This window comes from Pseudomonas sp. SIMBA_067 (assembly GCF_046534675.1).
Lineage (GTDB): Bacteria > Pseudomonadota > Gammaproteobacteria > Pseudomonadales > Pseudomonadaceae > Aquipseudomonas > Aquipseudomonas putida.
The window spans coordinates 1-355 of sequence record NZ_JAWRYH010000131.1 but is presented as its reverse complement, the minus strand read 5'-3'; the positions used below and the strand labels follow the sequence as shown (position 1 = coordinate 355).

1 pseudogene is annotated in these 355 nt (G+C 54.9%); it reads right to left on the bottom strand.

The window, feature by feature from the left end:
- Positions 1 to 186: 186 nt before the first annotated feature.
- Positions 187 to 355: pseudogene (locus SB765_RS28380) on the bottom strand (VacJ family lipoprotein); the annotation flags it as partial.

Genomic DNA, 355 nt, shown 5'->3' with positions numbered 1-355 from the left:
CTTGCGCAGCCCTGCGGCGCGGGTGTTACGACTGAAATAGTCAGTCTTGATGCTGAGCCCATGCGCATTCGCTTGGGCGGTTGGCGTGGCGTTGGGTTTGGCGCCGGTGAGTCGAAAAATCTGGTTTATCTCAGCCGCAATAAAAAAGGCCATTCAATGCAATGGCCTCTTTTTTTGGGGGGGCGTTTATTCGGCAATCTGCAACTTGCGCGATTCCGTATAGATGTACCGCACCTTCTCGTATTCGAACGGCGAGTTCATCTGCCCATAACGGAAGCTGGTCTGGTAACGCTTGTCGACTGCGCGCAGGGCCCAGATTTCCGGGTGGTTTTCGCTGACCTTGGACACGTTGAGG